The 19,785-nt window shown below is 62.7% G+C and carries 20 protein-coding genes and 1 tRNA gene; 15 read left to right on the top strand and 6 right to left on the bottom strand.

Going from position 1 to position 19,785, the window contains the following annotated elements; genetic code table 11:
- Nucleotides 1-341: 341 nt before the first annotated feature.
- Both PVW51_RS18445 and PVW51_RS18440 read left to right on the top strand, forming a co-directional pair.
- On the top strand, nucleotides 342-980 hold the full coding sequence (locus PVW51_RS18445; protein ID WP_269366214.1) for an invasion associated locus B family protein: 639 nt from the start codon (nucleotides 342-344) through the stop codon (nucleotides 978-980).
- A 77-nt stretch (nucleotides 981-1,057) separates the two neighbouring features.
- Complete coding sequence (locus PVW51_RS18440; RefSeq protein WP_274576603.1) at nucleotides 1,058-1,516, top strand: GNAT family N-acetyltransferase; 459 nt, start codon at nucleotides 1,058-1,060, stop codon at nucleotides 1,514-1,516.
- Nucleotides 1,517-1,541: 25 nt separating this feature from the next.
- Here PVW51_RS18440 and PVW51_RS18435 read toward each other — a convergent pair whose 3' ends face one another.
- The 4 genes from PVW51_RS18435 to PVW51_RS18420 are packed head-to-tail and all read right to left on the bottom strand — an operon-like array spanning nucleotide 1,542 to nucleotide 5,784.
- Nucleotides 1,542-2,750: a beta-ketoacyl-[acyl-carrier-protein] synthase family protein gene (locus tag PVW51_RS18435; protein ID WP_274576602.1), complete on the bottom strand. Its 1,209-nt coding sequence runs from the start codon at nucleotides 2,748-2,750 to the stop codon at nucleotides 1,542-1,544.
- A 6-nt stretch (nucleotides 2,751-2,756) separates the two neighbouring features.
- Complete coding sequence (locus PVW51_RS18430; RefSeq protein WP_269366218.1) at nucleotides 2,757-3,014, bottom strand: acyl carrier protein; 258 nt, start codon at nucleotides 3,012-3,014, stop codon at nucleotides 2,757-2,759.
- Nucleotides 3,015-3,046: 32 nt separating this feature from the next.
- Nucleotides 3,047-4,138, bottom strand: coding sequence for a UDP-3-O-(3-hydroxymyristoyl)glucosamine N-acyltransferase (gene lpxD, locus PVW51_RS18425; protein ID WP_274576600.1), 1,092 nt, complete (start codon nucleotides 4,136-4,138; stop codon nucleotides 3,047-3,049).
- A 32-nt stretch (nucleotides 4,139-4,170) separates the two neighbouring features.
- Nucleotides 4,171-5,784 carry a L,D-transpeptidase family protein gene (locus tag PVW51_RS18420; RefSeq protein WP_274576599.1) on the bottom strand — a complete coding sequence of 538 codons (1,614 nt, stop codon included), beginning with the start codon at nucleotides 5,782-5,784 and terminating at the stop codon, nucleotides 4,171-4,173.
- A gap of 315 nt (nucleotides 5,785-6,099) precedes the next feature.
- Here PVW51_RS18420 and PVW51_RS18415 point away from each other — a divergent pair, with 315 nt between their 5' ends.
- The 7 genes from PVW51_RS18415 to PVW51_RS18385 all read left to right on the top strand — a co-directional run bounded on the left by PVW51_RS18415 (nucleotide 6,100) and on the right by PVW51_RS18385 (nucleotide 12,334).
- Complete coding sequence (locus tag PVW51_RS18415) at nucleotides 6,100-6,669, top strand: YcbK family protein (RefSeq protein ID WP_269366325.1); 570 nt, start codon at nucleotides 6,100-6,102, stop codon at nucleotides 6,667-6,669.
- A 167-nt stretch (nucleotides 6,670-6,836) separates the two neighbouring features.
- Nucleotides 6,837-8,498: a phosphoethanolamine transferase gene (locus tag PVW51_RS18410; protein WP_274576597.1), complete on the top strand. Its 1,662-nt coding sequence runs from the start codon at nucleotides 6,837-6,839 to the stop codon at nucleotides 8,496-8,498.
- A complete protein-coding gene (locus tag PVW51_RS18405) occupies nucleotides 8,495-8,899 on the top strand; it encodes a diacylglycerol kinase (RefSeq protein WP_274576596.1) in 405 nt (134 codons plus the stop codon). The genes PVW51_RS18410 and PVW51_RS18405 overlap by 4 nt, the downstream gene beginning before the upstream one ends.
- Nucleotides 8,900-8,909: 10 nt before the next feature.
- Nucleotides 8,910-9,602: a phosphatidylserine decarboxylase gene (locus PVW51_RS18400; protein ID WP_274576595.1), complete on the top strand. Its 693-nt coding sequence runs from the start codon at nucleotides 8,910-8,912 to the stop codon at nucleotides 9,600-9,602.
- Nucleotides 9,599-10,363, top strand: a complete 765-nt coding sequence (locus tag PVW51_RS18395; RefSeq protein ID WP_274576594.1) for a CDP-alcohol phosphatidyltransferase family protein — start codon at nucleotides 9,599-9,601, stop codon at nucleotides 10,361-10,363. Before PVW51_RS18400 ends, PVW51_RS18395 begins: the two co-directional genes overlap by 4 nt.
- A complete protein-coding gene (locus tag PVW51_RS18390) occupies nucleotides 10,344-11,000 on the top strand; it encodes a response regulator transcription factor (RefSeq protein ID WP_274576592.1) in 657 nt (218 codons plus the stop codon). The genes PVW51_RS18395 and PVW51_RS18390 overlap by 20 nt, the downstream gene beginning before the upstream one ends.
- Complete coding sequence (locus PVW51_RS18385; RefSeq protein ID WP_274576591.1) at nucleotides 10,991-12,334, top strand: sensor histidine kinase; 1,344 nt, start codon at nucleotides 10,991-10,993, stop codon at nucleotides 12,332-12,334. Before PVW51_RS18390 ends, PVW51_RS18385 begins: the two co-directional genes overlap by 10 nt.
- A gap of 465 nt (nucleotides 12,335-12,799) precedes the next feature.
- Here PVW51_RS18385 and PVW51_RS18380 read toward each other — a convergent pair whose 3' ends face one another.
- The gene (locus PVW51_RS18380) at nucleotides 12,800-13,402 is read right to left on the bottom strand and encodes a helix-turn-helix domain-containing protein (RefSeq protein ID WP_274576589.1); all 603 of its coding nucleotides are present in this window, start codon (nucleotides 13,400-13,402) and stop codon (nucleotides 12,800-12,802) included.
- A 98-nt stretch (nucleotides 13,403-13,500) separates the two neighbouring features.
- On the opposite strand from PVW51_RS18380, the gene PVW51_RS18375 reads away from it, so the two are divergent.
- From PVW51_RS18375 to PVW51_RS18350, 6 genes are all read left to right on the top strand, one after another.
- Nucleotides 13,501-14,706, top strand: coding sequence for a substrate-binding domain-containing protein (locus PVW51_RS18375; protein WP_269366233.1), 1,206 nt, complete (start codon nucleotides 13,501-13,503; stop codon nucleotides 14,704-14,706).
- Between the two features lie 69 nt (nucleotides 14,707-14,775).
- Nucleotides 14,776-15,543 (top strand): ABC transporter ATP-binding protein, encoded by a 768-nt coding sequence (locus PVW51_RS18370; RefSeq protein WP_274576588.1) that lies wholly within the window; start codon nucleotides 14,776-14,778, stop codon nucleotides 15,541-15,543.
- Entirely contained in the window at nucleotides 15,540-16,244 is a 705-nt protein-coding gene (locus PVW51_RS18365) for an ABC transporter ATP-binding protein (RefSeq protein WP_274576587.1), read from the top strand. Before PVW51_RS18370 ends, PVW51_RS18365 begins: the two co-directional genes overlap by 4 nt.
- The gene (locus tag PVW51_RS18360; protein WP_114277095.1) at nucleotides 16,244-17,233 is read left to right on the top strand and encodes a branched-chain amino acid ABC transporter permease; all 990 of its coding nucleotides are present in this window, start codon (nucleotides 16,244-16,246) and stop codon (nucleotides 17,231-17,233) included. The genes PVW51_RS18365 and PVW51_RS18360 overlap by 1 nt, the downstream gene beginning before the upstream one ends.
- A gap of 10 nt (nucleotides 17,234-17,243) precedes the next feature.
- Complete coding sequence (locus PVW51_RS18355; protein ID WP_274576586.1) at nucleotides 17,244-18,311, top strand: branched-chain amino acid ABC transporter permease; 1,068 nt, start codon at nucleotides 17,244-17,246, stop codon at nucleotides 18,309-18,311.
- Nucleotides 18,308-19,177 carry an alpha/beta fold hydrolase gene (locus PVW51_RS18350; RefSeq protein ID WP_274576584.1) on the top strand — a complete coding sequence of 290 codons (870 nt, stop codon included), beginning with the start codon at nucleotides 18,308-18,310 and terminating at the stop codon, nucleotides 19,175-19,177. The genes PVW51_RS18355 and PVW51_RS18350 overlap by 4 nt, the downstream gene beginning before the upstream one ends.
- A gap of 461 nt (nucleotides 19,178-19,638) precedes the next feature.
- Here PVW51_RS18350 and PVW51_RS18345 read toward each other — a convergent pair.
- Nucleotides 19,639-19,728 (bottom strand) — tRNA-Ser (locus PVW51_RS18345).
- Between the last annotated feature and the right edge of the window lie 57 nt (nucleotides 19,729-19,785).

The raw sequence follows: 19,785 nt of genomic DNA, 5'->3' as shown, positions 1-19,785 counted from the left end.
CACGGGCATCCTCCCTGTCAGACTGGCCGCGCCTTCGGGTGCGGCCCTTTTTGCCTTGCGAACAGGTGTCAATACGGACCGGCAAATCTTTGCCGTTTTTCCTGTTGACCCGCGAGCGGCGCTTTCGTAACGTCGCGGCAATAAGTCGGCCCAGTCCGACGGGGAGAGAACTAAGGTGAAAAGAGGACGCCATGCGTCCTCTTTTTGCGTTTCCGGGCCGGGCGGCACCCAGGGCAGATCAGCGGGAATTTGCGTGCGCGGTTTCACTTTTCCTTGCCGACCCACTGACATTGTTTTTGCTTCATGGTAGAGCGCAGTAACGCAACAATCGTGGATTTGACATGAGTAGATTTCTGACTGCCCTGCCCGTCGCCCTGGCTTTGGCCTGCGCGGCCCCCGCAGTGCTATTTGCACAGACGACAGAAACGCCCCCAGCCACCGAGCAGGAGGCGACACCCGGCACCGGCACGGCCCCCAAGATCGAAGATCAGCTGAGCCTTGGCGAAAATGCCGATGGCGAGCCGGAGATCGGCAAACCCTATACCAAGGAAGTCGTCGGCGCCTGGGAAATGCGTTGCATCAAGGGTGAGGATGGCAGCGAACCCTGCCAGATGTACCAGCTTCTGGATGACGGCCAGGGTGCACCTGTCGCCGAGTTTTCGCTGTTCCGCCTGCCCGATGGTGGCAAGGCCGTAGCCGGGGCAACAATTGTTGTGCCGCTGGAAACCGCCCTGCCCCAGCAATTGACCGTCGCGGTGGATGGCGGCAAGGCGCGGCGCTACCCTTATGCCTTCTGCAACCCGGTGGGATGCTATGTGCGGCTGGGCCTGACGGCCGATGACGTTGCCGCCTTCAAGCGCGGAAAAGAAGCGATCATCACCATCGTGCCGGCGCTGGCCCCCGATCAGCAGGTCAAGCTGACCCTGTCGCTGGATGGATTCACGGCGAGCTTTGACAAGTCTTCGGTCATCGACCAGTAAGCGGCTCAAAGCCCCGGAAGAACATTACAAAAGGGCTGCCGGGAGGCGGCCCTTTCTGTTGCAGAAGGAGCCATGGTGTGAAGATCAGACAGGCGGAAATCCGGGATGTCCGGCAAATGAGCGATTTCCTGACCCGGTTGCGCGAACTGGGCAAGCGGCGCAACCCCAGCGATGCAGATTTCGTGCGCCGGCACTATCTTGAAGACCCCGACGGGATCCGCTGCTCAGTGGCAGAGGATGCCGATGAGACGGTTCTGGGGTTCCAGTCGCTGAAACTGGCACGCAAGGGAAACATCTATGATGTGACCCCCGGCTGGGGCATCATCGGCACGCACATCCGCCCCGAGGCTGCGCGTCGTGGCGTGGGCCGGGCCCTGTTCAGCGCCACGCTGGAGGCCGCAAAGGCCGCGGGGCTGCAACATATCGACGCCAGCATCGCCGCCGACAACCCGGAAGGGCTGGCATATTACCAGGCCATGGGGTTCGAGACCTACCGCACACCGGACGGGCTGATCTGCAAACGATATTCGCTGTAAGTCCCGGCCTTCTGGTCCTGCGGGTTCAGACCTTGCGCAGGGCCAGAACCGCATTCATGCCGCCAAAGGCAAAGGCATTGGACAGCGCCACATTGACCTTGGCCTCCCGCGCGGTGTTCGGCACCACATCCAGGGCGCATTCCGGGTCGGGTTCTTCATAACCGATGGTGGGGGCAATCACCCCGTCGCGCAGGGCCATGATGCAGGCCAGCAGTTCCACAGCACCGGTGCCGCCGATCAGGTGACCATGCATCGACTTGGTGGAGGATATCATCAGCTTGTCCGCCTGCGGACCGAAGGCATCGGCCACCGCCGCGCATTCGGTCTTGTCATTGGCCGCCGTGCCGGTGCCATGCGCGTTGATATAGCCGACCTCTTCTTGGTTGATCCGGCCATCCTCCAGCGCGCCCGCAATCGCACGGGCGGCACCGGCCTTTGACGGCATCACGATGTCGCTCGCGTCCGAGGTCATGGCAAAGCCGATGACTTCGCAAAGGATCTCGGCACCGCGTTTGCGGGCATGTTCCATTTCCTCAAAGACAAAGATGCCGGCCCCCTCGCCCTGCACCATGCCGTTGCGATTGGCCGAGAACGGGCGGCAGGCATCGCGGCTCATGACGCGCAGCCCTTCCCAGGCCTTGACCCCGCCAAAGCACAACATCGATTCCGATCCGCCGGTGATCATCGCCGGGGCCATGCCAGAGCGCACCATGGCAAAGGCCTGAGCCATCGCGTGGTTGGAGGAGGCACAGGCGGTGGAGACGGTAAAGGACGGCCCCTTGAGGTTCCATTCCATGCTGACATGGGAGGCGGCGGCATTGTTCATCAGCTTGGGCACGACAAAGGGATGCACCCGGTTCTTGCCCTCTTCATAGACGGCACGGTAATTGTCGTCCCAGGTCGACACGCCGCCGCCGGCCGTGCCCAGTACGACGCCTGCCTTGGCGGATAGCTCACCCGAAAACGTCAGCCCGGATTGCTCGATGGCCTCACGGGCTGCGGCCAGGGTAAACAAGGTGAACCGGTCATAAAGCGATATCTGCTGCCGGTTGTACCGGCCTTCGGCGTCAAAGCCGCGCACCTGCCCGCCGATCTGGATCTGCAGGCGCTCCACGTCGCGGAAGGACAACGGACCAATGCCGCAAACGCCTTCGCGCATCGCTTCCAGCGTATCGGGCACATTGTGGCCAAGGGCGTTGATGGTGCCGGCGCCGGTGATGACGACACGTTTCATGTCATCTCAGCCCTGTTCGGCCTTGAGCCGTTCGATGCCTGCGATGATCGTGGCCACCGACGAGATGTCAAAATCCGAAGCGCCGGGATCATTGGCGTTGAAGGGAATGGAGATGTCAAAGGCTTCCTCGATGGCGAAAATGCTTTCCACCAGCCCCATGCTGTCAATGCCGAGATCCTCTGGCGTGCTCTCCGGCGTCACATCCTGCGGTTCCAACATGGCCTGTTCCGCGATGATGGCGATGACCTGATCCTTGATGTCCATGACGTTCTTCCCATCCAATGCACGGGGATGCTTTAGCCATCCTGAGACGATTTGGAAACCATCTTTCTCAGCGCGGCGACGTCGCGCAGCAACCTGGGCAGACGGCGCAGCGCCTTGTAGATTTCCATCTGATTTTCCATCTGCGTGGCGGGATAGCCCAGCATCGTGCGGCCGGCGGGCACATTCGACAGTGCCTTGGTTGCGGCCCCCAGAATCACGCGATCGCCGATAAAGATATTGTCGCTGACGCCTGATTGTCCGCCCAGGACCACGTTGTTGCCGATCACCGAAGACCCGGCAACGCCGACCTGGGCGCAGATCAGCGTGTCATTGCCCACAACCACGTTGTGGCCAATCTGGATCTGGCTGTCCAGCTTGGTGCCATTGCCGATCCTCGTGTCGCGGATGGTGCCGCTGTCCACGGTGGTGTTCATGCCGATTTCCACATCATCGCCGATGGTCACAGCCCCCAGCGAATGGATGCGCGCCCAGGCCTGCGGTTTGGCATCACCCTGGTCGCCCAGCGTCTTGCGGGCGTTTTCCACGGCACTTGGCTCAGGTGTCACAAAGGAAAATCCGTCGCCGCCGATCCGTACCCCCGGCTGCGCGATGAACCGCGCGCCGATCCGCACCCTTGCGCCGATGCTGACCTGTTCGCGCAGAAAACAGTCGGGGCCCAGGTGCGCGTCCCGGCCGATGAAACACTGCGGGCCGATCACGGAGCCTGCGCCAATCCGCGCGCCTGCGCTGATCACCGCCAGCGGGCCCACGCTGACCCCCTCGCCCAGTTCGGCCCTGTCGTCGATGATGGCGGCAGGATGGATCCCGGTGGCAAAGCCCTGCCCCTGATCCAGCATCCGGGTCAGGCCGGACATGGCAAAGCGCGGTCGGTCCGGCAGGATGGCAGCGCGCAGCCCCATCGACTGCCAGTCGGCACCGGGCCAGAGCATGGCGGCACGCGCCTGCCCCTGCGCCAGCATTTCGGCATATTTCGGGGTGGAGGCCATGGCCAGGTCATCCGGCCCCGCGCTGGCAGGTTCCGCCGCGCGGGTGATCACCAGATCCAGATCACCTTCGGCGCGCGCGCCGATGCTGTCGGCTATTTCCCTGACCGTGTGGCCCATGCGTTCACCCCCTGCGTGATGCAGGGCCAGAGTTAACCCTGAACGCCGCCCAAGACCACCCCCGCATTGGCAAGCGCATTCCAGATCTTGGCGTCCCGGCCATAGATGTCGGCCCGGTATTCGGTATGGCCACGCGCATTGGTAACGGCAGTGCGGTAGATGATATGCACCGGCACCGGCTGCTCCAGCTTGACCTTGGTTTCCGCGCCGGTGCGCAGCACACGCTGGAAATCCCCCTCGGGATCATCCGACTGCCGCGCCAGCAGCGCATAGGCGAAATCGAACGGATCGGCGAGGCGGATGCACCCATGGCTGAAGGCGCGTACGTCGCGGGCAAAGAGGCTCTTGGCCGGCGTGTCATGCAGGTAGATGTTGTACTTGTTGGGAAACATGAACTTGACCAGACCAAGCGCGTTGGAACGGCTGGGCGGCTGGCGCATGGAATAGGGAAAGTTCCGCGCCGTGTAGCGCGAGAAATTGACCGCGCCACGGTTGACCCTGCGGCCCCTGCTGTCGGTGATGATGATGTGGCTTGCTGCGTTCGGATTGCGGCGCAGCGCGGGCAAATATTCATTTGTCACGATGGAGCGCGGGACATACCAGCTGGGGTTCACCACCATATGTTCCATCATGTCGGAGAATTCAGGCGTCGGGCGGTCCCCCTGATTGGCGCCGACAACCGAACGGGTCTCGAAGGTCACCACGCCGTCGTCGATGATCTTGGCGGTGAAGTCGGGCAGGTTCACCAGGATGTGACGTTTGCCGCGCTCGGTGTTGAACCAGCGTTCACGCTCAAGCGCCACCAGCACGGATTGCAGACGTGTCTCCACATCCACGTTGATCTGCTTGAGGGTTTCGCCCCCGACGACGCCATCGTCGTTCAGCCCATGGTCGATCTGGAACTGCTTGACTGCATCGGTCATGGCCTGGTCAAAGGTCCGCCCGTTGTTGCGCTCAAGATAGTCCATCGCGATCAGCCGGTTGCGCAGGGCAATCACCGCAGGGCCGGTCGCGCCGCGTTCCAGCTTGCTGGCCGCAACCTGGGGGCCCCAGCCCCCCTGCGCCAGCAGTTTTTCCATCACCACCTTTTCCTTGAGCAGGGCGTTGTATTCCATGCTGCGCGGCGGCAGCGCCCGGAAGAAGGCGGCGGGTTTGGAGATGGCGATGCCCGAAAGATAGGCACCACGGTCGCGATAGGGAATCTCGCGTACGATGCGGCTGTCGATCCGCTTGGGGTTCAGAACACCGGTCTGGATGTCACGGGCATAGGTCAGGAAAACCTTGCTCATCTCGACTTCGGCAAGGCCCCGGTCGCGGGGCGAGCGCACGCTGCTCAGCCGGGCCAGAAGCGCTGCGGGATCATAGCGTGCCACCGGCAGCCCGTGAGAGGCGGCGGATTGGATCGCGCGCATCAGTTCGGCGCGACGGGCGCGGCTGGCATCGTCGGCAGCGGTCCAGATCGGGGTATAGGATGTGTTTCGGTAGAATTCTGCGATATCAGCATCATCGGCGGCAGCCTCTGCCACGGCCTGTTTGAATGCGGTGACCTGCGCCTGAACCGGCCGGACCAGCCCGAAACCGGTGATCACAATCGCAAGCGCCGCGATCAGCAATGTGCGGCGGTTGCCCGTAAAATATCGCGTCATGAATACCCCCTGAAAATATGAACATACAGCGGATTCAGTTTTCGGGGCTTGCCGCGGAACTGTCCATTCACATTTGCAACAGGTGGTGAATCTGTCGCCCATATGATGCGAAAAAGGCACCTGCGGCCCGTGGCGTCAGAGCCACATAATCAAAAAATGCGCAAAATTTCGCCTAAAATTGCGGATAGCGGGAACCTTATGGATTCAGCCCTTGGTAATGAAAATTCACTATGCAATAACGATGTTGCATCTAGGGAAGAGATGAACGGCCCATGTAACATCATGGCCACAGGCAGAGACGACGGGACAGAGATCATGACAGGCATCAGCTCTTCGGGTATGACCCGGCGCGCCCTCCTTGGCGCATTCGCAGCAACTGCGGTAGCATCAGCACCAACATATTCAAATGCGGCAGGTTTCCTGCGCGGTGGCGGGGATATCCGGCGCATTCGCATGTATTCCGGGCGCACCGGTGAACGCATCGACATGATCTACTGGATCGAAGGTGAGTACATCAAGGACGCGGTGCAGGAGATTACCTATTTCATGCGCGACTGGCGCAATGACCTGGTCAAGAACATCGACCTGCGCACCGTCGACATCATGGCGGCATCGCACAACCTGCTGGACGTGAACGAACCCTACATGCTGCTGTCCGGCTACCGCAGCCCGCAGACAAACGCGATGCTGCGCTCTCGCTCGCGCGGGGTGGCAAAGAATTCGCTGCACATGCGCGGCCAGGCAGCCGATCTGCGGCTTGCCTCGCGGTCGGTCAACCAGATGGCCAAGGCGGCGATGGCCTGCCACGGTGGCGGCGTCGGGCGCTATTCCGGCTCCAACTTCGTCCATATGGATTGCGGCCAGGTCCGCAGCTGGGGCGGCTGACCCCGACAAGCCCCCCTTCCCGTCCGATCTGCAAAGCGCCCCCTGGGGCGTTTTTTGCATTTTGGCGCAACGCATTGCCCTGATCCGGCGTCAGGACGCAGTTCGTAAGGTTCGCGTAAGGTTGCACTGGTCAAGACCGCAGGGAACAACAATGCGGACAACACTTCATGACCCTTTCCCGAACGGATACTTTGCGCAGCGCATGGGCAAAGCGCCCCGAATTTACCCCGCTGGGGCTGAGCCTTGTGACGGCGATCTTTGTCTTCGCGGTGCATAACGCGACCTTCTGGCGGATCGGATCGGATGTCTTTGCCGGGCATATGCTGTCCTTTGCGGGGTTCATCGCGGCGGTCTTCTGCCTCGCGCTGGCGGTGCAAAGCGTGTTTTCCTTTCCTTACGTGGTCAAACCATTCCTCGCATTTGTCCTGATCCTGGGGGCTGTGACCTCCTATTACATGGATCAGCTTGGGGTGATCATTGACCGCGACATGATCCAGAATGTCATGGTGACCACGGTCACGGAATCGAAACACCTGATCACGGCAGGGTTTGTCACCCACGTGGGTCTGACCGGCATCCTGCCCGCGCTGGCGCTTTTCGCCATTAGGATCAAGCGTCAGAGCCTGCTTCGCACCCTGGCATTGCCCGCTGTCTGCTTTGCCCTGACGCTGGCGCTTTGTGCCGGGTTCCTGATGGCTGACCTGAAATCCTATGCCGCCGTCTTTCGCGAACGCAAAGACCTGATGAGCAGCTTCCAGCCCTTCGCGCCGATGGTTGGCGCCATCCGCTATGCGCGGATGATCTCTGCCACCGCCGATGTCACGGTGCAGCCGATCGGGGAAGACGCGCATCGCGGACCATCCTATGAGGGCAGCCGCAAACCGGTGCTCACCATCGTTGTGGCGGGCGAGACCGCACGGGCGCAGAATTTCGGGCTGAACGGATATGAAAGGGATACCACCCCGATGCTGGCCCGGCGGGATGTGATCAACTTTGCCAATGTCTCCTCCTGCGGGACGGCAACTGCTGTCTCCCTGCCCTGCATGTTCTCCCGCTTCACGCGGCAGGAATATTCCTATGAAAAGGGTGTCTCGCACCAGAACGTGCTGGATGTGCTGGACCACGCCGGTCTGCATGTCGAATGGTGGGACAACAACACCGGCGACAAGGGGCTGGCCCGCCGTCTGAAAAGCCGCAGCTTTACCAACACCGAAAATGTCGAATTCTGCGCCTCGGGCGAATGCATGGACGGGATATTCATGCGGGCGCTCGAAAGCTTTGCCGACACGATCACCGAAGATACCGTTCTGGTCCTGCACCAGATCGGCAGCCATGGTCCCACCTATTACCTGCGCTATCCGGAGGAGTTCGAGCGGTTCAAACCGGCCTGCCGGACGGCAGAGTTCAAGGAATGCACGGCGGCGGAAATCACCAACGCCTATGACAATACCATCGCCTATACCGACGCCGTGCTGGCCCGTACCATCGACCTGCTGGATCAGAAATCCAACCTGAACACCGCGCTGATCTATGTCTCCGACCATGGCGAATCGCTGGGAGAATCTGGCCTTTACCTGCACGGGTCGCCCTATTTCATGGCACCTGCCTATCAAACCACGGTGCCGATGGTCCTGTGGATGTCGGAGGGGTTCAAGACGCAGTTCAATCTGGATGGCGCCTGCCTGTCACAGCACGCCGATGTTGCCCTGTCGCATGACAACCTCTTCCACTCCCTGCTGGGGATGCTGGACATCTCGACGCGCGAGCGTGACCCGGCGCTGGACATCTTCGCCCCCTGCCACAGATCGCAACGGGTGGCGCAGAAATGACGGTCGCCCCCCCGAATTCGCCCCGTCCGAAACCACCACGCGTCACCGGGCTGCCGCATCTTTGGGCGGCGGCGGGCTATTCCTGCGCCGGGCTCCGCAGGCTCTGGCAAGAGGCGGCGTTCCGGCATATCGTGCTTGCTCTGCTTTTGGGATTCGGGCTTTTGGCCATCGCTGGGGCCGAAATGACGGATTACGCGATTCTGCTGATCCTGTTTTTCTGCCTGATCGCCACTGAGGCGCTTAACACGGCGGTCGAATGCATTGTCGATCATCTAGCCCCCGACTGGGCCGCGTTTGCGCGCGATGCCAAGGATCTGGGGTCACTGGCGACGATGTGTCTGCTCTGTGCCAACGGCGTTTTCCTGGGCGCGGTGCTGCTGCGTTCTTTCGTTGGAGAGTGAGAGAGAGCCGATGAACATGCTCAAGATCGTGGCCGTGCCGATGCACCGTGAAGGCCGGAAATTCGTGGCGGTATTTGCCGCGATCACAGTGGTGCTGGGGCTGGTCTGGCAGCCGTTGTTCTGGCTTGGGGTCGGGGCAACTGTCTGGTGTTATTACTTTTTCCGTGATCCGGTGCGGGTGATCCCGCAGCAGGAGGGCCTGGTGATATCGCCAGCCGATGGCGTTGTGTCCCTGATCGAGGATGTGGTGCCCAGTGCCGATCTGGCGCTGGGGTCCGAACCGCTGACGCGGGTGTCGGTCTTCATGAATGTGTTCAACTGCCATGTGAACCGCGCGCCCGTGGCCGGTAAGGTGACCAATATCGTCTACCGTCATGGCAAGTTCCTGAACGCCTCGCTGGACAAGGCAAGCGAAGACAACGAACGCAATTCCCTGACCATCGAAACGCCCGATGGCGCGCTGATCGGCGTTGTGCAGATTGCAGGCCTTGTTGCGCGGCGGATCGTCTGTTTCGTCAAGGAGGGTGACGGGCTTGGCACCGGGCACCGCTTTGGCCTGATCCGCTTTGGCAGCCGGCTGGATGTCTATCTGCCGCGGGGCGTGCAGCCGCTGGTTGCCGTGGGCCAGACCGCCGTTGCGGGTGAAACCATCCTCGCTGATCTCAAGGGCGATGCCGCTGCGCGTATCGGCATCGCCGAGTGACGCAGCGCAACCGGATCAAGCTGCGCCATGTGGTGCCCAGCATCGTCACCGTCTTTGCGATCTGCTCGGGCATGACCGCCATTCGCATGACGCTTGAAGGGCGGCTTGAAACCGGTCTGGCTTTTGTCCTGTTGGCGGTGTTTCTGGACGCGGCAGATGGCAAGCTGGCGCGCTTTCTCGACAGTGCCAGCCCCTTTGGCGCGGAGCTGGACACGCTGGCGGACTTTTTCAACTTCGGCATCGTGCCGGGGGTGCTGATCTATCACACCCTCTATCTGGGCACGCCGCTGGCCAGCCTTGGCTGGCTGTCGATCCTGGTGCTGGCGGTCTGCTGCGCCCTTCGGCTGGCGCGGTTCAACCTGTCCATGCGTGCCAGCGGGGTCACGCTGAAAACGGAGAGCTATTTTGTCGGCATACCGGCCCCGGCGCTAGCCTGTCTGGCGCTGATGCCCGTTTTCATGGAACTTTACGGCTGGCAGAACACCGATCTGCCGGTGCTGCGGTCAGGCTATATCATCTGTATCGGCCTGCTGGCGATCAGCACGATCCCGACGTTTTCCATCAAACATGCTTCGATCCGCCGCAGCCATCTGCCCTTCGTGATGGTGGCGGCGGTGGTGCTGGTGGTCTGCCTGCTGGTCTATCCCTGGCCCACCCTGATCCTGGCAGATTGCGTCTATCTGCTGGCGCTGCCATTCTCGTACCGGGCCCATAAGAGGCATTGCAAGGTGTCGCCGGAACATGCGCATTCTGCTGATTGAAGACGAGGCGGCGCTGGCTGGCCCCCTGATGGAACACCTGGCCGCCGACCGGCATCTGGTGGAATGGTTCGACACGATCGCCGATGCGGAAAGCGCGGAACGTGCCAGCCCCTTTGACGTCATCCTGCTTGACCTGCAACTGCCGGATGGCGACGGGCTGAGCTTTCTGAAATCCCTGCGCGACCGGCGGGTTCACACCCCGGTGCTGATCCTGTCTGCGCGGGACAAGGTTTCCGACCGGATCACGGGGCTGAACCTTGGCGCCGATGATTATGTGATCAAGCCCTTTGACCTGGATGAGGTCAAGGCGCGCATCCATACCATCTGCCGCCGGGGTGAGGAGACTCTTGCGCAGGTCGTCGTCCTCGGCGAGCTGTCGATCAACCTGGCCGAGCACAGCGTCAGGCGCGCCGATGTGCCCCTGCGGCTGACCACGCGGGAATGGCAGATCCTTGAAACCCTCGTGCGGCGCAGGGCTGCCGTGGTTCCGCGCGAAAGCCTTGAGGCCGCGCTCTATGCCTTTGGCGAAGAGGTCGAAAGCAACGCGCTGGAGGCGCATATCAGCCGGCTGCGCGCCAAGTTGGGCAAAGACGTCATCGTGACCCATCGCGGCCTGGGCTATGCGCTATGCCCCTGATCCCGCCGCGTCACAGCCTGCTGCGCAGCCTTCTGACGGCACTTGCGCTGCCCGGCATCGTTGCGGTTCTGATCGGCTGCGTCATCGTCTACAGCCTGGTGAAAGAGGAATACGACGAGCTGCTGGACCTGTCGCTGTCAAACAAGGCACAGCTGTTGTTGCAGATCAGGGAGCTGTCGGGAACGCAGGCCAATGCCAGCTTTGAGGAAACCGGCCTTGCCCCGGAAGAACGGGTGCGCTTCTGGTTTCTGGATGCCGATGGTGTGGTGACGGACAGGTCCGCGCTGGCCGAACCCCTTGCCTTTTCCACGGCCGAGCTGCCACCGAAGCGGATCACCAGCCTGAACGGCTTCCGGGTGATCCTGCTGGCATCCGACGTGGTGCCGGGGCTGCGCATCGTCGTGGCGGAGCCGCTGGTCGAACGCAACGAGGCGCTTTTCGATGTCATGTCGGCGGTGGTGCTGGGTTTTTTCCTGCTGGGCGGCCTGTCCTATGCCGCGGCCTATCTCTCGGTGCGCCGCTCGGCCGGGATGGTGACGGCGCTGAGCGCGGATATCGCGCGCAAGAGCGAACACGACCTGTCGCCGATCAGCCGCAAACATGCCTTTGCGGAGATTGAACCGGCCATCAACACGCTGGACCGGCTGTTGGCGCGCCTTGACACCGCGCTGGAGGCGGAACGGGCCTTTGCCACAAATGCGGCCCATGAGCTGCGCACCCCGGTCGCCATCGCGATGGCCCAGGCGCAGCGCCTGAAGGCCATGGCCCGGGACCCGGCACTGGCCGCGCGGGCGGGCGAGATCGAGACCGGCCTGAAACGTCTGGTCCGGTTGATCGAACGGCTGCTGCAAATGTCGCGGGCGCAATCGGGTCTGGGCCGGAATGCCCCGGTGACAGACATCGCGCCGGTCATCGACATGCTGCTGCGCGAATTGCGCGGAGGCGTGGCAGAGCCGGACAAGCTGATCCTGCAGCCAACCACCGCCCCCTGGCCCTGCCGCCTTGACCCCGATGCCCTGGGGATCATCCTGAACAACCTGTTCGACAATGCGCTGAAACACGGGTCCGGCCCCGTCACGGTCAATGCTGCCACGCCGGGGCAGATCGCGATTGCCAATGAGTGTGACAGGCTCAGCGCGGCGGAAGTCGCGATGATCAAGCGCCGCTTTGGCCGCCGCGCGCCCACAACCGAAGGGTTCGGGCTGGGCCTGACCATCGTTCAGGAGCTGTGCAGCCAGTCAGGATGCGGCTTTGATATCCGCTCGCCCCGCCCCGGCTCAGACTCCGGTGTGCTTGTCACCGTGACCTTCCCTGTCGAATGTCGCGACCTTTGACCTGATGCCGCTGAATTTGCTGAATCCGATCAAGGGGCCGCGTCACGCAATATTTTCCCAACCGTCACGCATTTCTGACCTAAAGCGGCCCTTCGAAACGGCTTGGGGCAAGGTCCGCTGAGCGGACGGAGTTGCCGTCCACCAAAGCCCGGAGTCAAGGTGCGCAGCACCGCCGGGCAGCGCCCGACCGCCCCATGGGCGGGCGCTTTCTCACCGTATTGCGGTTCATCATCCCCACGCCAAAGATTAGAAATAAAGTGGCACCCACGGACGTTCCGCTGCCCACCCGCGGTCAGGCGCTGCCCTGTGTGGTTAAGTCACTCAGGACACGGAATTGACGTGCGCTGCGCTCGGTACGAAGGTCCGGTTTTCCATTTTGGGTCAGTTGATCACGGATAGGCCAATTTCGTCTGGCGTCTGACCTTCCCGCCGCGGAAAACCCCGGCCTGAGGGCACCGGCCCGCGCTATTGATCAGATGTGGACACCACATGGTCCCCGTCGATGCCGCCCATGGAATGGAACAGCCCGCTGGTGTTGTTGACCCCGAACTTGCGCAAGAGCTTGGCCCGGTAGACCTCAACCGTGCGGTGCGAGATTTCGAGGTTGATGGCGATTTCCTTGCTGGTCAGCCCCTCGGAGAGATAGCTCAGGATCTCGCGCTCGCGGCGGGTGAGCGGGAAATAGGGGCGCTCCGCGCTCAGGTCCGCAAAGCTCCAGACGGCGCGGGCCAGCGGGTCGTTGGGGGTAAAGGAATGGCCCCGGACCCGGCACCAGAACAAGGTCCCGTCCTTGCGCGCCATGATCCGTTCATCCCAGTAGCGGTTGGTCTCGCGCAGCTGTTTGACACCCCGGTCGCGGATGTTCACGAATTCCGCATCCGTCGGATAGAGAATGGCAAAAACCTGGTTTTCGAGCTCTTCGGGGGCATAGCCGAACATCTCGCCAAAGGCGATGTTGCACTGGCGGATCACCCGGTCCTCCGTCACCACCAGACCCACCGGCGCATAGCTGAAGGCAAGATCGGCAAAGCGGCCCTGCTCATAGCTGTCGTCAATAGGTATTTCCACGATCTTGCCCCGGTTCCGGTTATCCTGAATGCTGTAAAATACGTAAACGACGGGTCAGGATCGCACAACAGCGACCGCCGCCGATATGGGAGGATACCATGAAGACATTTACGCGGTTCGCCGCCACCATTGCCACGTCGATCACCCTGGCGGGTGCGGCCTGGGCGCAGGAAGATCCGATCAAGATCGCCCTGATCCACGGCCTGTCCGGTTCCAGCTTTGAAGCCTTTTCCAAACAGGCCCAGACCGGCTTCGAGCTGGGTCTCGAATATGCCACCAAGGGCACCAACGAGGTCAAGGGCCGCCCGATCGAGGTCATCATCAAGGACACCCAGTTCAAGCCTGACGTGGCCCGCGCCGTTCTGGCCGAAGCCTATGGCGATGACGAGGTGCTGCTGGCGGTTGGTGCCACATCCTCGGGCGTGACACAGGCGATGCTGCCGATTGCCGAGGAATACGAAAAGATCCTGATCGTGGAACCCGCCGTGGCCGACAGCCTCACCGGCCCCGACAGCAACCGCTACGTGTTCAAGACCTCGCGCAACTCGTCGATGGACATGCAGGCGCAGGCGCTGGCGCTCCAGCCCGATGAGAACCTCTATGTCGCCACATTGGCAGAGGATTATGCCTTTGGCCGCGACGGGATCACCGCGTTCAAGGCAGCGCTTGACGGTTCGGGCGCAACCGTGGTGACAGAGGAATACGTGCCCCAGGGCACCGCCGATTTCACCGCCGCGACGGAACGCATGTTCAATGCGCTGAAGGACAAGGAAGGGCGCAAGGTCATCCTCGTCTATATCGCCGGGGGCGGTGACGCGCCGGGCAAGATCAAGGCCCTGGACCCCGACCGTTACGGCATCGAGATTTCCATGGGCGGTCACATCCTGCCGGTGCTGCCGACCTACAAGCGGTTCCCCGGTCTGGAAGGCGCGGTCTATTACTACTACGAAGCCTATGACAACGACGTGAACAAGTGGCTGGTGGACACCCATCAGGAGCGTTTCGACGGGCCGCCGGACTTTTTCACCGCCGGGGGCATGGCCGCAGCGCTGGCCGTGGTGAAGGCGCTGGAAACCGCCGAAAGCTACGAGACCGAAGATCTGATCACGGCCATGGAAGGCATGTCCTGGGACACGCCCAAGGGCGAGATGACCTTCCGCCCCGAAGACCACCAGGCGCTGCAATCCATGGTGCACTTCAAGATCCGCGTGGATGACGATGTGGCATGGGCGATCCCCGATCTGGTCCGCATCATCGAAGCAGACGAGATGGATATCCCCATCGGCCGCGACAACAGCCAGTAAGCCCGCAAGAACGCAAGGCTGAACCGGTCCGCCATTCCGGCGGGCCGGAGATTCCCAAGGATTGCCCAAATGCCCTCCCCGTCCCTGTCCACCCGTGACCTGACGATCCGTTTCGGCGGCCATGTCGCGGTCAACGCCGTCACCTGCGATTTCCATCCGGGCGAGACCACCGTGATCGTGGGTCCGAACGGCGCGGGCAAGACGACCTATTTCAACCTGATCTCCGGCCAGCTGGCCGCCAGCGCCGGGAGCGTCGAGAAATCGGGCGAGGATATCACCCGCCTTTCCCCCTCCGCCCGCGCCGGGCGCGGCATCGGCCGTGCCTTCCAGCTGACCAACCTCTTTCCGCAGCTCAGCGTGCTGGAAAACATCCGCCTTGCGGTTCAGGCCCGCGCCGGCGCGGGCTGGAGCCTGCTGCGCCCTGCCCTGTCCCGCCATGACCTGATCGAAAGTGCCGAACATTATCTGGCCGCCGCCCAGCTGACCGACCGCGCGGCAATGCCCGCCGCCAGCCTGCCCCATGGCGATCAACGCAAGCTGGAGGTTGCGCTGCTGATGGCGATGGAGCCCGATATCTACATGTTCGATGAACCCACCGCCGGCATGTCGCTGGATCAGGCCCCCGCCGTGCTGGACCTGATCGCGAAAATCAAATCCGACCCGACCAAGACCGTTCTGCTGGTGGAACACAAGATGGATGTGGTCCGCGCGCTGGCCGACCGCATCATCGTGCTGCACAACGGCGAGCTGCTGGCCGATGGCGCGCCCGGCGAGGTCATGCAAAGCCAGATCGTGCGCGACGTCTATCTTGGCACCGCAACGGAGGAGACCGCATGACCCTGCTGTCCCTGCAAAACATGAAAACCCAGATCGGGCAGTATCATGTGCTGCACGACGTTACCTTCGACGTGCCACAGGGCGGTGTCTTTGTCCTGCTGGGCCGCAATGGCGCGGGCAAGACGACCACGCTGCGCTCCATCATGGGGCTGTGGCAGCCGCAGCCCGGTTCCGTCATGTTCAAGGGGCAGGACATCTCGCGCCTCGCCACCGCCGACATCGCGCGGCTTGGTATCGCCTATGTGCCCGAAAACATGGGTATCTTTGGTGGCCTCACCGTCGAGGAGAACCTGGTGCTGGCCACCGCGAAGGGGCGTTTCGACCAGACCCGCCTGCAACGCATCTACACGCTGTTCCCCGCGCTGGAAAAATTCTGGACCAAACAGGCCTGGTCCCTGTCGGGTGGGCAGAAACAGATGCTGGCCGTGGCGCGGGCGATCATCGAACCGCGCGACCTGATCCTGATCGACGAGCCGACCAAGGGGCTGGCCCCCTCCATCGTCGCGGCCATGGGCGAGGCCTTTCGCGAGATTGCGCAGGATACGACGATCCTGCTGGTCGAACAGAATTTCAACTTTGCCCGCAGCCTCGGGCGCGACATGGCGGTGGTCGACGATGGCCGCGTGGTGCACCGGGGCAGCATGGCAGATTTTGCCGCCGACACCGACCTGCAGGGTCAACTACTGGGGCTTTCCGCATGATGAACAAAGTTTCCGAGACGCTGGGCCGGCTGGGCGGCGTGAACCTTTTGCCGCTGGCGCTGGCTGCCGTCGCCTTCGTGCTGATCGGCGCGCCCTCGTCCTGGGTGACGCTGACCGTGGCGGGGCTGTCGATGGGCATGATGGTGTTTCTCATGGCCTCCGGCCTGTCGCTGGTCTTTGGCCTGATGGACGTGCTGAACTTCGGGCATTCCGCCTTTATCAGCTTTGGTGCCTTTGTCGCGGCCACGGTGCTGGCGGCCCTCTCCACCTGGCTTGATGGCGGCTGGATGCTGGCCTCCGCCGCGCTGGCGCTGGCGCTGCTGGCGGCCATCGCCTTTGGCCTTGCCGCCGGGCTGTTCTTCGAGACGGTGATCATCCGCCCCGTCTACCGCGACCACCTGCGCCAGATCCTGATCACCATGGGCGCGCTGATCGTCAGCGAACAGATCATCCTTGCGGTCTGGGGCGGCACCCCGGTCAGCGTGCCGCGGCCTGCGTTCCTTGAGGGTGCCTGGATCGTCGGGGATGTCAGCATGGAGATCTACCGCCTCTTTGCCGTGGGCCTTGGCGCGGCGGTCTTTGTCGGGCTGATGGTGCTGCTGAACCGCACCCGCATCGGCCTGCTGATCCGCGCAGGCGTGGAAAACCGCGAAATGGTCGAGGCGCTGGGGTTCAAGATCAACCGCCTGTTCATCGGTGTCTTCATGCTGGGCAGCGCGCTGGCGGCCCTGGGCGGCGCGATGTGGGCAGGATACGAGACACTGATCACCCCGGCACTGGGGGGCGAGATGATGATCGTCGTCTTCATCGTTGTGATCATCGGCGGCCTCGGCTCCATCGAAGGCACCTTGCTGGGCGCGATCATCGTGGGGCTGACAGCCAATTACATCGGCTATCTCGCGCCCAAGCTGGCGCTGGCGTCGAACATGATCCTGATGATGGCGATCCTGATGTGGCGGCCCAGCGGGCTGCGCCCGGCGGTGAAGTGAGGGACAAGATATGAAACCGACCTATGGCACCATCGCCGTCAAATCCGCGATGCTGGTGATCGCAGCCCTGCTGCTTTTCGCACCCTTCCTGTTCCAGGACATCCGCGCGCTGGAAGTCGCGGCGCGGATCTGCATCTTTATCGTGCTGGTGGCCAGCTATGACCTGCTGATCGGCTATACCGGGATCGTCAGCTTTGCCCATACGATGTTCTTCGGCTTTGGCGCATATGGATCGGCCATCGCGCTGAAACAGATGGGACCGGGCTGGGAGTCGGTGGCGCTGGGCACGCTGGCGGGTGTCGCGCTGTCACTGATCGTTGCGACCGCCATCGGGTTGATCAGCCTGCGGGTCAAGGCGATCTTCTTTGCCATGATCACCCTCGCCGCGGCCTCCGTCGTGCTGGTGCTGGCCTCGCAGCTCAGCCAGATCACCGGCGGCGAGGATGGCATCACCTACCGCACGCCCGAGCTGTTCAAGACCGCGACCAAGCTGGCGGTGGACGAAGACGGCAAGGTGCTGCGCTGGTTCGGGGTGAAACTGAACGGCAAGCTTGCGGCCTATTACTTTGTCTTCGTCACCTCGCTGGTGCTGTTCCTGGTGATGCTGCGCATCACCGTCTCGCCGCTGGGCACCGTGCTGAAGGCGATCCGCGAGAATGAGGCACGGGCCGAGGCCATCGGCTACCGCGTGGTCGCCTACCGCACCTTTGTCTTCTGCCTGTCGGCGGTTGTGGCCTCGCTGGCCGGGTCCGTCTATGCGGTCTGGCTGAAGTACACCGGCCCGGACACCGCCCTGTCCTTTGCGATCATGATCGACATCCTGCTGATGGTGGTGATCGGCGGCATGGGCACCATGTGGGGCGCGGTGATCGGGGCGTCACTGATGGTGATGGCGCAATATTACCTGCGCGACCTGATGGGGGCAGCATCGGAAGCGACCGCCGCCCTCCCGCTGCTGCCAGAGCTTCTGGCCCCCGACCGCTGGCTGTTCTGGCTGGGGATCATCTTTATCCTGCTGGTCTATTTCTTTCCCAGGGGGATTGCGGGCACCCTGATGGCGCGGGGACAGCGGGCATGACCACGCCCCGCTTCGGCTTTGTCCCGGTGATGGATCACGAGGTCCATGTCACCGAATGGGGGAACCCCGGCAACCCGGCGCTGATCATGATGCACGGGCTGGCCCGCACCGGCCGCGACTTTGACGAACTCGCCGCCGCCATGTCCGACCACTATCATGTGCTTTGCCCCGACATGATCGGCCGCGGCCGGTCCAGCTGGGCCTCCGCGCCGGGGGCGGAATATTCGATTGAGTATTTCGCGGGCATCACCTGCGATCTGATGGACCACTACGGGGTGGAGAATGCCGATTGGCTCGGCACTTCCATGGGTGGCCAGATCGGAATCTACCTCGCCTCGGGCAAGGATGCGGGGCGGATCAGCAGGCTGATCATCAACGACATCGGCCCCGAGGTGCCAGACACCGCGCTGGAGCGGATCATGTCCTATGTCGGCGCCCCGCCGCATTTTGCCGGGTACAGGCAGGCCGAGACCTGGTTGCGCAGCGCCTATGCCCCCTTTGGCCCGGCAGGTGACAGCTTCTGGCACCGGATGGCGCGCACCTCCCTGCGGCGGCGGTCGGACGGGCGGCTGACCCTGCACTACGACCCCGCCATCCTGCGGCAGTTCACCGATTCCCCGCAGGAAATGACCGCCTGGGACCGCTGGGCGCGGATCACCGTCCCCACCCATGTCTTTGGCGGGGCACGGTCAGACCTGATGACCCCCGGCATCCTCGACCGGATGCGCCAGAGCGGCCCGAAACCGGCGGTCACCCTGCTGCAGGACTGCGGCCACGCGCCATCCCTGTCCCGCCCGCAGGACATCGAAGCGTTTCGCTCCGCGCTGAGCGGATTGGGTGCCGCATCCCAAGCAAAAGCAACCTGAACCAGCGGCATCTCTGAACCTGGTCTGCGGCCCGTGCCAGGGGTTTCCGACGCAAACCGGACCTTGTGCGCGGGAAGCGCGAGTGGCCGCTATGCGGATATTGTTGCCATCAAACATGAGCACCCAGGCCCGGAACAAGCCGAAGGCGCCGGGCCATCGCCTGCCCGCCGGTCGGGTAGGCGATTTGGTGAGGCTGGGTGTTCCCATGATAGGGCTCATCAATGCTGAGAAATAAAGTGGCATGTGCCAAGGTCAGTATCGCCCACCCCGGGCAGGCGCTGGCCCGGCTTGCGCTTTGCGTCACTTCGGGCTCAAAACCGCCGTTTTCTGCGCCAGACATGAACGTCCGCATTGCGCGCTGTTTGGCCGCGTTGGGTCAGCAAGACGCCTCCGAAATAACGAAGGGCAGCGTTTTCGTTAGGATGTAGCAGAATGCGCCTGTATGGGACGTAGGGGGCAAATGGCGGAGAGACAGGGATTCGAACCCTGGAGACGGTCTCCCGCCTACACACTTTCCAGGCGTGCGCCTTCGACCACTCGGCCACCTCTCCGTGAGGGGCGGTTTAACGTGGGGGGCACATGAGGTGCAAGAGGGAAAATGGCGCTTT

Source organism: Sulfitobacter sp. PR48 (assembly GCF_028807335.1).
Taxonomy (GTDB): domain Bacteria; phylum Pseudomonadota; class Alphaproteobacteria; order Rhodobacterales; family Rhodobacteraceae; genus Sulfitobacter.
The sequence above is the reverse complement of the archived record's forward strand: the minus strand, read 5'-3'. Positions and strand labels throughout refer to the sequence as shown.

Excerpts from the sequence above, each read along its gene's own strand:
- PVW51_RS18375 (WP_269366233.1), top strand. The coding sequence starts at position 13,501 with ATGAAGACATTTACGCGGTTCGCCGCCACCATTGCCACGTCGATCACC.
- PVW51_RS18355 (WP_274576586.1), top strand. The coding sequence starts at position 17,244 with ATGAAACCGACCTATGGCACCATCGCCGTCAAATCCGCGATGCTGGTG.
- PVW51_RS18370 (WP_274576588.1), top strand. The coding sequence starts at position 14,776 with ATGCCCTCCCCGTCCCTGTCCACCCGTGACCTGACGATCCGTTTCGGC.
- PVW51_RS18360 (WP_114277095.1), top strand. The coding sequence starts at position 16,244 with ATGAACAAAGTTTCCGAGACGCTGGGCCGGCTGGGCGGCGTGAACCTT.
- PVW51_RS18410 (WP_274576597.1), top strand. The coding sequence starts at position 6,837 with ATGACCCTTTCCCGAACGGATACTTTGCGCAGCGCATGGGCAAAGCGC.
- PVW51_RS18365 (WP_274576587.1), top strand. The coding sequence starts at position 15,540 with ATGACCCTGCTGTCCCTGCAAAACATGAAAACCCAGATCGGGCAGTAT.
- PVW51_RS18400 (WP_274576595.1), top strand. The coding sequence starts at position 8,910 with ATGAACATGCTCAAGATCGTGGCCGTGCCGATGCACCGTGAAGGCCGG.
- PVW51_RS18390 (WP_274576592.1), top strand. The coding sequence starts at position 10,344 with ATGCGCATTCTGCTGATTGAAGACGAGGCGGCGCTGGCTGGCCCCCTG.
- PVW51_RS18430 (WP_269366218.1), bottom strand. The coding sequence starts at position 3,014 with ATGGACATCAAGGATCAGGTCATCGCCATCATCGCGGAACAGGCCATG.
- PVW51_RS18350 (WP_274576584.1), top strand. The coding sequence starts at position 18,308 with ATGACCACGCCCCGCTTCGGCTTTGTCCCGGTGATGGATCACGAGGTC.
- PVW51_RS18385 (WP_274576591.1), top strand. The coding sequence starts at position 10,991 with ATGCCCCTGATCCCGCCGCGTCACAGCCTGCTGCGCAGCCTTCTGACG.
- lpxD (WP_274576600.1), bottom strand. The coding sequence starts at position 4,138 with ATGGGCCACACGGTCAGGGAAATAGCCGACAGCATCGGCGCGCGCGCC.
- PVW51_RS18415 (WP_269366325.1), top strand. The coding sequence starts at position 6,100 with ATGACAGGCATCAGCTCTTCGGGTATGACCCGGCGCGCCCTCCTTGGC.
- PVW51_RS18435 (WP_274576602.1), bottom strand. The coding sequence starts at position 2,750 with ATGAAACGTGTCGTCATCACCGGCGCCGGCACCATCAACGCCCTTGGC.
- PVW51_RS18445 (WP_269366214.1), top strand. The coding sequence starts at position 342 with ATGAGTAGATTTCTGACTGCCCTGCCCGTCGCCCTGGCTTTGGCCTGC.
- PVW51_RS18420 (WP_274576599.1), bottom strand. The coding sequence starts at position 5,784 with ATGACGCGATATTTTACGGGCAACCGCCGCACATTGCTGATCGCGGCG.
- PVW51_RS18405 (WP_274576596.1), top strand. The coding sequence starts at position 8,495 with ATGACGGTCGCCCCCCCGAATTCGCCCCGTCCGAAACCACCACGCGTC.